The 8,357-nt window shown below is 72.5% G+C and carries 8 protein-coding genes; 5 read left to right on the top strand and 3 right to left on the bottom strand.

Annotation, left to right across the window (positions count from 1 at the left end; all coding sequences use genetic code 11):
* Window positions 1-357: 357 nt before the first annotated feature.
* Both ACZ4Z5_RS01815 and ACZ4Z5_RS01820 read right to left on the bottom strand, forming a co-directional pair.
* Complete coding sequence (locus tag ACZ4Z5_RS01815) at window positions 358-1,704, bottom strand: DUF3152 domain-containing protein (RefSeq protein ID WP_468255096.1); 1,347 nt, start codon at window positions 1,702-1,704, stop codon at window positions 358-360.
* Window positions 1,705-2,017: 313 nt separating this feature from the next.
* Window positions 2,018-2,980, bottom strand: a complete 963-nt coding sequence (locus tag ACZ4Z5_RS01820) for an alpha/beta fold hydrolase (protein ID WP_468255100.1) — start codon at window positions 2,978-2,980, stop codon at window positions 2,018-2,020.
* A gap of 127 nt (window positions 2,981-3,107) precedes the next feature.
* Here ACZ4Z5_RS01820 and ACZ4Z5_RS01825 point away from each other — a divergent pair, with 127 nt between their 5' ends.
* The 4 genes from ACZ4Z5_RS01825 to ACZ4Z5_RS01840 all read left to right on the top strand — a co-directional run bounded on the left by ACZ4Z5_RS01825 (window position 3,108) and on the right by ACZ4Z5_RS01840 (window position 5,080).
* A complete protein-coding gene (locus ACZ4Z5_RS01825) occupies window positions 3,108-3,332 on the top strand; it encodes a hypothetical protein (RefSeq protein WP_468255103.1) in 225 nt (74 codons plus the stop codon).
* A gap of 183 nt (window positions 3,333-3,515) precedes the next feature.
* Window positions 3,516-4,160, top strand: coding sequence for a TetR/AcrR family transcriptional regulator (locus tag ACZ4Z5_RS01830; RefSeq protein ID WP_468255106.1), 645 nt, complete (start codon window positions 3,516-3,518; stop codon window positions 4,158-4,160).
* A 232-nt stretch (window positions 4,161-4,392) separates the two neighbouring features.
* Window positions 4,393-4,620 (top strand): DUF3107 domain-containing protein, encoded by a 228-nt coding sequence (locus ACZ4Z5_RS01835; protein ID WP_468255109.1) that lies wholly within the window; start codon window positions 4,393-4,395, stop codon window positions 4,618-4,620.
* 184 nt (window positions 4,621-4,804) lie between these two features.
* Entirely contained in the window at window positions 4,805-5,080 is a 276-nt protein-coding gene (locus ACZ4Z5_RS01840) for a hypothetical protein (protein ID WP_468255112.1), read from the top strand.
* A 115-nt stretch (window positions 5,081-5,195) separates the two neighbouring features.
* Here ACZ4Z5_RS01840 and ACZ4Z5_RS01845 read toward each other — a convergent pair whose 3' ends face one another.
* On the bottom strand, window positions 5,196-5,930 hold the full coding sequence (locus tag ACZ4Z5_RS01845; protein WP_468255115.1) for a ferritin-like fold-containing protein: 735 nt from the start codon (window positions 5,928-5,930) through the stop codon (window positions 5,196-5,198).
* A 460-nt stretch (window positions 5,931-6,390) separates the two neighbouring features.
* Here ACZ4Z5_RS01845 and ACZ4Z5_RS01850 point away from each other — a divergent pair.
* Window positions 6,391-8,357: DEAD/DEAH box helicase (locus ACZ4Z5_RS01850; RefSeq protein ID WP_468255118.1), on the top strand; the 1,967-nt coding region annotated here is incomplete at its 3' end.

Below are 8,357 nucleotides of genomic sequence, written 5' to 3' on the forward strand. Positions count from 1 at the left end.
AAAACCCCACGTGGTTTTTGTTTCTTCGTCTCCCCCCCCCCCCCCCCCCCACACCCCCCCCCCCCCCCCCCCCCTCTCCTCCCCCCCCCCCCCCCCCCCCCCCCCCCCCCCACCGGAAGGGGTGAACAGTCGTAACTTTCGCGTACCGGTGGCGTTCCGTCGCGCTACGGTCCAGTACGACTACTTTCCGTCATGACGAGGGGGCGCCTGTTCAGCGGTTCGGGCACCGCGGTCGCACGGCGGTGGGCACGGGACCCTCCGTCGACCCCTGGGCCGCCCGCGGCGTCCGGAGCGACCGTCCCGCATCACGGTCATCGCGACCGGGTGCGGGTGACGGCACGCCCGGCCCCGCGCCCGTCAACTCCCGGGATACATCCAGGGATTGGGACGACACTTGACCCCGTCGATCTCCAGGGTCTTGGTCTGCTGCTGCATCACCGGCGCGAGCGCACCGGGGGTGGTGCAGCTGACGTGGTCGTGACCGAGACGGTGCCCGACCTCGTGGTTGATGAGCATCTGCCGGTACTCGGTCATCGCCTTCGGCCCGAACGTCTCGGCGCCCTGGGCCCACCGGAACGCATTGATCATGATGCGCTCGGTGTTGGCCGAGTCGCACGACACGTTCTCCTGGGCGGTGTCGAGGTCCGACTTGGCGCACCAGTCCGCGGTGGTTCCGGGGCTGGCCAGCGTTATCACGAAGTCCGGCTCGCCCGAAGAGATCCGTTCGAAGGTCATGGCGCCGTTGTGCGCCCAGCTGCGGTCGTCGTTCAGGGTGCGCTGCACGGCCTCCGCGAACAACGCGGCGTCCAGCCCGAGCCCCTTCTCGACGTCCACGCGGTAGCGGTACTTCCGCCCCTTGCCGGGTGCCTTGTCGAAACCGGGAACCACCTCGAAGTCGCCGGGGCCCCGGAGGTCCGCGGCGATCGGGTACTGGCGCGCCATCAGCTGCTCGAAGGTCGCGGGCACGGCCGTCGGCTTCGCGGCGGGCGTGGACGCGGACGGGGTCGGCCGCTCGTCCGAACGCGACGCGGAGCCGTCCGCCGTCTCCCGGGCGTCGGCGCCCGACGGTTTGCCGGCGACGTCGTCCCTGCCGGGATCGGCGGCCTGGCTCGCCACGACCACCGCGAGCACGGTGGTGACGGCGGCCGCGGCGATCCCCGTGAAGGCCCGGCCCTTGGACGGTTTTCCGGCCGGAGCGGCCTTCCCGGTCCTGCCGGCCTTCCTCCCGGACGGACGCAGCGTGTCCGGGGCCTCCTCGGCGGAGGAAGCCGTGCCGGCCGTCGCGGAACCGCTGCCGTTGCCGAGGGGGCCCGTGCTGCCGGAGGTCCCGGAATCGTCGAAGGCCTCTACGTACTCGCGCCGCGGAGGTGGTATCGGCGACGTCGGCGCGGCCGCGGCGTGGGCGGCCGCCTGCCGGTGCTGCTGGTCCGGGTGGCGGGGCGTGGCGCCTTGCGGGATCCCGTGCCAGGTGCCGTACCCGACGTCACCGTCCCAGCCGCCGCCCGGTTCCCGATGGTCGGGGTGACCGCCGCGCACCTGCGGCACACCATGCGCCGGCGTGCCGGCCGCGTAGTGCTCCTCGTACGTCCCACCGTGCTGCGGACCTTGCCCGCGGCCGCGCCCCTGTGCGGCGCCCTGCCCTGGCGCGCCCTGCACCCGGGGCATCGGGCCCGTGCTCGGGCCACCGTCCTGGAACCGCGGCATAGGGCCCGTACTCGGCCCACCGTCCTGGAACCGCGGCGTCGGCCCCGTGCCCGGGCCACCACCGGGCGCACCCTGCACCCGCGGCACAGGACCCGTACTCGGCCCACCGTCCCGGAAACGCGGCAGCGGCCCGGTGTCCGCACCACGACCCGGCATCCCCTGCACCCGCGGCACAGGACCCGTACTCGGCCCACCGTCCTGGAACCGCGGCATCGGCCCCGTGTCGGGGCCGCCGCCCTGCTGCGTGCCGTTCTGTTCTGCCTGCGCCTTCGCGGCGCTGCCCTTCGGGCGGCTGTGACGTCCCACGGCCGGGTCAGCCCCTGCCGCGCTCGTCGACGAACTCCCGGATCGCCTCGGCGACGACCTCCGGGTACTCCATCATCGCCACGTGTCCTGCCTCGGGCAGCGTCAGCAGGCGCGCGTCGCGGAACGTCGCCGCCGCCTTGCGGGCCATCCGGTACGAGACGAGCTGGTCGCGTCCGCCGTAGACGAGAAGGGTCGGCGCGAGCACCCGCTCGGCCTGCCGCCACAGTCCGTGCTGTCCGCCCAGGGTGTACGCGTCGACGACGCCACGCGCGGACCGGGACATCGCGTCCCAGAAATAAGGAAGGCGCAGTCGGCGCTCCATCTCCTCGACGGCGTGCCGAAACGCTTCCTCGCCGACCTTCGACGGGTCTCCGTAACAGAGCGCCAGCACCCCGCGGACCCGCTGCTCGGCGGTCCAGTCACGGGTGAGCCGGGCGAACAGGGACGCCACGCCCGGCATCGCGAGCATGGCGGTCGGCCAGGCCGATCGCTGGGCCCGCAGCTCTGGCAGGGCGGGCGAGACGAGGGTGAGGGTCCGCACCAGGTCGGGCCGCACGGCGGCGACCCGGGTGGAGACGGCGCCGCCGAGCGAGTTGCCGACCAGATGGACGGGGCCGCGGCTGTGCGCGTCGAGATGTCGGATGACGGCCCGCGCGTGTCCGGTGACCGAGTAGTTGCCGTCGTCGGGCGGCGGCGAGTCGCCGAAGCCCGGCAGATCGAGGGCCTCGCCGTCCACGGCGTCCTGCAGGAACGGCATCATCGCCGACCAGTTCTGCGACGAGCCGCCGAGCCCGTGCACGTACACGGCGGGCGGCAGCCCGGGGCGCGAGGCGGGCCGGGAACGCACGGTGAGCGTCAGCCCGGGCAGCGTCACGCTGCGCAGCTCCTCACCCTCGGCGACCCGGACGCCGCTGCCCGGCGGGACCGGGAGCGTCCCGGCAAGGGTGTCCGGCAGCTCGGTCGAAGACATGCGACTGATGTTACGAGACGATCACGCCGGAACCCGTGTGTTCGCCGTCACAGATCGCATGGCGCGGGGTACCCGACCCTTCTAGGCTCGTAGGTAACGAGTGCCCCCGCCCGAAATGAGGCGTGCCATGTCCGTCGATCCGACCGACCCCGAGACGTTCGCCGAGGAGGACGAGCGGGAACTCGAAGCACTTACCGAAGAAGCGCCCGAGGCCGACGCGGCCGAGCAGCACACGGCGGTGCAGCAGGACCACGACGACCCGTTGACCGGTGTCGACCGGACCAAGGCCAACGAGGCCGACGCCGTGGAGCAGAGGCGGGTGGTCGCCATAGACGAAGAGGACTACCGCTGAGCTGCGGATCACTCGCCGTATGCCGGTCTTGTCGTCATATCACCGGCTTTCCGGCTACCGCAGCCGTCCGGTCCGTGAAATTCTGCGTCCGCACGGCCCACGACCGGGTTACCCAAAAGTACGATGGCGGGCGCGGCACAGGGCAACGGAACTGTGCTTGATCAGACGATCGTGGGAGGCGGCGTGACAGCCATCGAGCAGACAGAGGCGGCGCGCCCGAGGGGCACGCGTCTGCCACGCCGAGCCCGAAGGAACCAGTTGCTGGGCGCGGCGCAGGAAGTCTTCGTCGCCCAGGGGTACCACTCGGCGGCGATGGACGACATCGCCGAGCGCGCCGGGGTCAGCAAGCCGGTCCTGTACCAGCACTTCCCGGGCAAGCTGGAGCTCTACCTGGCCCTGCTCGACCAGCACTGCGAGGCCCTCCTCCAGGCGGTCCGCGGCGCGCTGGAGTCGACGAACGACAACAAGCAACGGGTCGCGGCGACCATGGACGCGTACTTCGCGTATGTGGAGGACGAGGGCGGCGCGTTCCGCCTGGTCTTCGAGTCCGACCTGACGAACGAGCCGGCCGTCCGCGAGCGGGTGGAGCGGGTGTCGCTGCAGTGCGCGGAGGCGATCAGCGAGGTGATCGCCGAGGACACCGGACTGTCGAAGGACGAGTCCATGCTTCTGGCGGTCGGCCTCGGCGGTGTCTCCCAGGTGGTGGCCCGCTACTGGCTGTCGAGCGGGTCGGGCATTCCGCGGGAGACGGCGGTGCAGCTGCTCACCTCGCTGGCCTGGCGGGGTATCGCCGGCTTCCCGCTGCACGGCGCGGAACAGCAGCCCTGACGCGTTTCCGGGGCACGTCCGGCGCGGCGCGACGCCGCCGTCGCGGCCGACCCGGTGGGTACCGGCCGCGGACCGGCCCGTACGCCTCGCATGAACAGCCCCGGAGCCCCGTCTCCGGGGCTGTTCGCTGCGGGCGTGCTGCGCCGACGCCTACGGGTCCCCTCTCCGGGCTAATGTGTGCTGGTACGGCGCGGCCAGCCGCGCGAGACGGACCGTTCGGAGGGACATAGCCGTGGAGGTCAAGATCGGCGTGCTGCACGCACCCCGGGAGATCGTTCTGGAGAGCGGGCAGTCCGCCGAGGATGTGGAGCGCGCCGTGGCCGACGCGCTCGCCGGCAAGGCGCAGCTGCTGAGCCTCTCGGACGACAAGGGCCGGAAGATCCTGGTGCCTGCCGACCGGATCGCGTACGTGGAGATCGGCGAGCCGGCCGCCCGCCGGGTCGGTTTCGGCGCGCTGTAGTCCGGATGTCGCGAACGGCCCGGTGGTCCCCTCGGACCACCGGGCCGTTCGCGTGTCCGCGTCCGCCGGGAGGGTTGCGCCCGACAGCCCGGGGGTAGGACGGGCAATGAACCGTTTGCGCAGGTCGCGGGCATGATCCGAGACGGCGCAACCCCGCAGGACCGACCCCGCGAGGTGAGTCTCAGTGATCCTGGAAGCTCTCGGCTCCGTACTGCTCGGACTCGTCCTCGGCTGGGCCGCGGCACGCAGGTATCCGGACCGCCTGCCCTCTCGGCGTGCGGCGCTCGGCGCGGGATCGCTCGGCACGCTCTTCGGGGCGTTCCTCACGCACTCGGCCCTCGGACCGGGCCATCTGGTGGCCGTTCTGGTCGGTGCCGTGCTGGTCGGCGCGGTGCTGCTCTCCCTGTTGCTCCGCCCCACCGGCCGTCTGCGCCGATCACCCGCCTCCTGGCAGGTGTGAGCCCAAGCCCGCCGGTTCGGCGGCCCGGCGGGAGCCGCGCGGCCCGGGCCGTACGACGGTCGCCCGTACGACTGGGATCCGTACGGGCCGGGCCGTACGGCCGGGCAGCGGGTCGTCAGGCAGCGAGCCCGAGGGCGGCCATGCGCTTGGTGTGGGCCTCGGTGATCCGGGAGAACATCTTGCCGACCTCGGCGAGGTCGAATCCGGCCGCGACGCCGCCCACCAGCATCGTGGAGAGCGCGTCGCGCTCCGCGACCACGCGCTGGGCCTGGGACAGCGCCTCGCCCATCAGACGCCGTGCCCACAGCGCGAGCCGGCCGCCCACGCGGGGGTCCGCCTCGATGGCGGCCCGGACCTTCTCCACGGCGAAGTTGCCGTGACCCGTGTCGTCGAGCACCGCGAGCACGAGCGAGCGGGTGTCGGAGTCGAGGCGCTCGGCGACCTCGCGGTAGAAGTCACTGGCGATCGAGTCGCCCACGTATGCCTTGACCAGGCCCTCCAGCCAGTCGGAGGGGGCGGTCTGGCGGTGGAACTCGTCCAGCGCGGCGGCGAACGGCTCCATGGCCGTAGTCGGGTCCTGGTCGATCGCGCTGAGCCGGTCCCGCAGCCGCTCGAAGTGGCCGAACTCGGCGGAGGCCATCTTCGCCAGTTCCGCCTTGTCGGCGAGCGTCGGCGCGAGCTTCGCGTCCTCGGCGAGCCGCTCGAAGGCCGCCAGCTCCCCGTACGCGAGGGCACCCAGCAGGTCCACGACCGCTGCGCGGTACTGGGGCTCGGCGGATGCGGTCGCCCAGTCCTGGGCGGCGATCCCGGTCGGTTCTTCGGCTGTGTTGGCGTTGTCAGGCGTCTCCATGGAGCGCACAATAGCCCGCCCGCCACCAGGGGGAAGGCCCTGGTCAGCCACTGCCGTCCCATGGTTTCCACAAATCGGCCCGACACACATGCGCGATTCCACGGTATGGTGGTAAGGCGCCCGCCGAATATCGACGGGCCGTCTGAATGAGGATGCCCGGTCGGTGCCACGATCGGCTCCGACCCGCCCGCCCTCCGCGCGGTACGTGACACATGCGTTCCGTGGATGAGGGGCCCTCAGCGGTACGAGCGCTCGAGCGACGGCAGTGGTCCCGCGCCACCCCGCGCCGCCCACACGCGGCCGGACGAGTCCGGCGTGATGAGACCCCCCGCGTTCGCCTCGCACCGCATTTCACAGAAGAGGCAGTGCCCTGACTACGTTCCGAGACCTCGGGATCCTCCCCGAGACCGCCGAGGCCCTGGATGCCGTCGGCATCACGACTCCCTTCCCCATCCAGGAGATGACTCTCCCCGTCGCGCTGGCCGGCACCGATGTGATCGGCCAGGCGAAGACCGGCACCGGCAAGACGCTGGGCTTCGGCCTGCCGCTGCTGGAGCGCGTGGTCGTCCCCGTCGACGTCGAGGCCGGCCGCGCCGCCCCCGAGCAGCTGACGGACACCCCGCAGGCGCTGGTCGTCGTCCCCACGCGTGAGCTGTGCACCCAGGTCACCAACGACCTGCTGACCGCCGGCAAGGTCCGCAACGTGCGGGTGCTCGCCATCTACGGCGGCCGCGCCTACGAGCCGCAGGTCGAGGCCCTCAAGCTCGGCGTCGACGTCGTCGTCGGCACACCCGGCCGGCTGCTGGACCTCGCGGGCCAGAAGAAGCTGGACCTGTCGCACGTCAAGGCCCTCGTGCTCGACGAAGCCGACGAAATGCTCGACCTGGGCTTCCTGCCCGACGTCGAGAAGATCATCCAGCTGCTGCCGGCCAAGCGGCAGACCATGCTGTTCTCGGCGACCATGCCCGGTGCGGTCATCGGCCTGGCCCGGCGCTACATGTCGCAGCCCACGCACATCCGCGCGACCTCCCCGGACGACGAGGGCGCGACCCACGCGAACATCGCGCAGCACGTCTACCGCGCGCACTCGATGGACAAGCCGGAGATGGTCGCGCGCATACTGCAGGCCGAGGGCCGCGGACTCGTGATGATCTTCTGCCGTACGAAGCGCACGGCCGCGGACATCGCCGAGCAGCTCCAGCGGCGCGGTTTCGCGTCCGGCGCGGTGCACGGCGACCTCGGGCAGGGTGCGCGCGAGCAGGCGCTGCGCGCGTTCCGCAACGGCAAGGTCGACGTCCTGGTCTGCACCGACGTCGCCGCCCGCGGTATCGACGTCGAGGGTGTGACGCACGTCATCAACTACCAGTCGCCCGAGGACGAGAAGACCTACCTGCACCGCATCGGCCGCACCGGCCGGGCGGGCGCGTCCGGTACGGCGATCACGCTGGTCGACTGGGACGACATCCCGCGCTGGCAGCTGATCAACAAGGCGCTGGACCTGGACTTCGCCGACCCCGTCGAGACGTACTCCACGTCCCGGCACCTCTTCGAGGAGCTGAACATCCCGGCCGGCACCAAGGGCGTGCTGCCCCGTGCCGAGCGCACCCGCGCCGGCCTGGACGCGGAGGAGATCGAGGACCTCGGCGAGCCCGGCGGCCGCGGCGGCCGCTCGGGCGGCCGGGGACGCGGCGGCCGGGACGCCGAGGAGCGTCCGGCCCGTACGCGTACGCCGCGCCAGCGCCGGCGGACGCGCGGCGGCGCCGCGGTCGACCCCGAGGCCGCGCCGGCCACGGGGCCCGCGTCCGAGAGCGCCGAGGAGGCCACCGAGGCTGCCGGTCCGCGCACGCTGCGCCGCCGTCGCCGGACCCGTCGCAGTGCACCGGGCGTGGTGGACACGGCGAGTGTCGAGACCGTGGATGCGGCGTCGGCCGTCGAGGCCACGTCGCCGGTCGAGGTCGTCGAGGCCGCTGCGGCCGTGGAGACGGTCGAGGCCGTGGAAGCGGTCGAGACCGTGGAGGCCAAGCCGCGCCGTCGCCGTACGCGCGCTGCCAAGCCTGCGGCCGCGGTCGAGACGGCCGAGACCGTCGTCGAGACGGCCCCCGTCGTGGAGCCGGTCGAGGTCGTCGACACCGTCGAGGCACCCGCCAAGCCCCGCCGCACCCGCGCGGTGAAGAAGACGGCCGAAACCACCCCCGAAGCCGCCCTCGACACCGCCGAAACCACCGAGGCCAAGCCCCGCCGCACCCGCACCGCCAAGAAGGCAGTCACCGAGACCGCCACCCAGGCCGCGGACACCGAGGCACCCGCCAAGCCCCGCCGCACCCGCGCGGTCAAGAAGACGGCCGAAACCACCCCCGAAGCCGCCCTCGACACCGCCGAAACCACCGAGGCCAAGCCCCGCCGCACCCGCACCGCCAAGAAGGCAGT

Source organism: Streptomyces sp. NPDC030222 (assembly GCF_055573115.1).

Coding starts and splice junctions, on each gene's coding strand:
- ACZ4Z5_RS01815 (WP_468255096.1), bottom strand. CDS start 1,704: ATGCCGCGGTTCCAGGACGGTGGCCCGAGCACGGGCCCGATGCCCCGG.
- ACZ4Z5_RS01820 (WP_468255100.1), bottom strand. CDS start 2,980: ATGTCTTCGACCGAGCTGCCGGACACCCTTGCCGGGACGCTCCCGGTC.
- ACZ4Z5_RS01825 (WP_468255103.1), top strand. CDS start 3,108: ATGTCCGTCGATCCGACCGACCCCGAGACGTTCGCCGAGGAGGACGAG.
- ACZ4Z5_RS01845 (WP_468255115.1), bottom strand. CDS start 5,930: ATGGAGACGCCTGACAACGCCAACACAGCCGAAGAACCGACCGGGATC.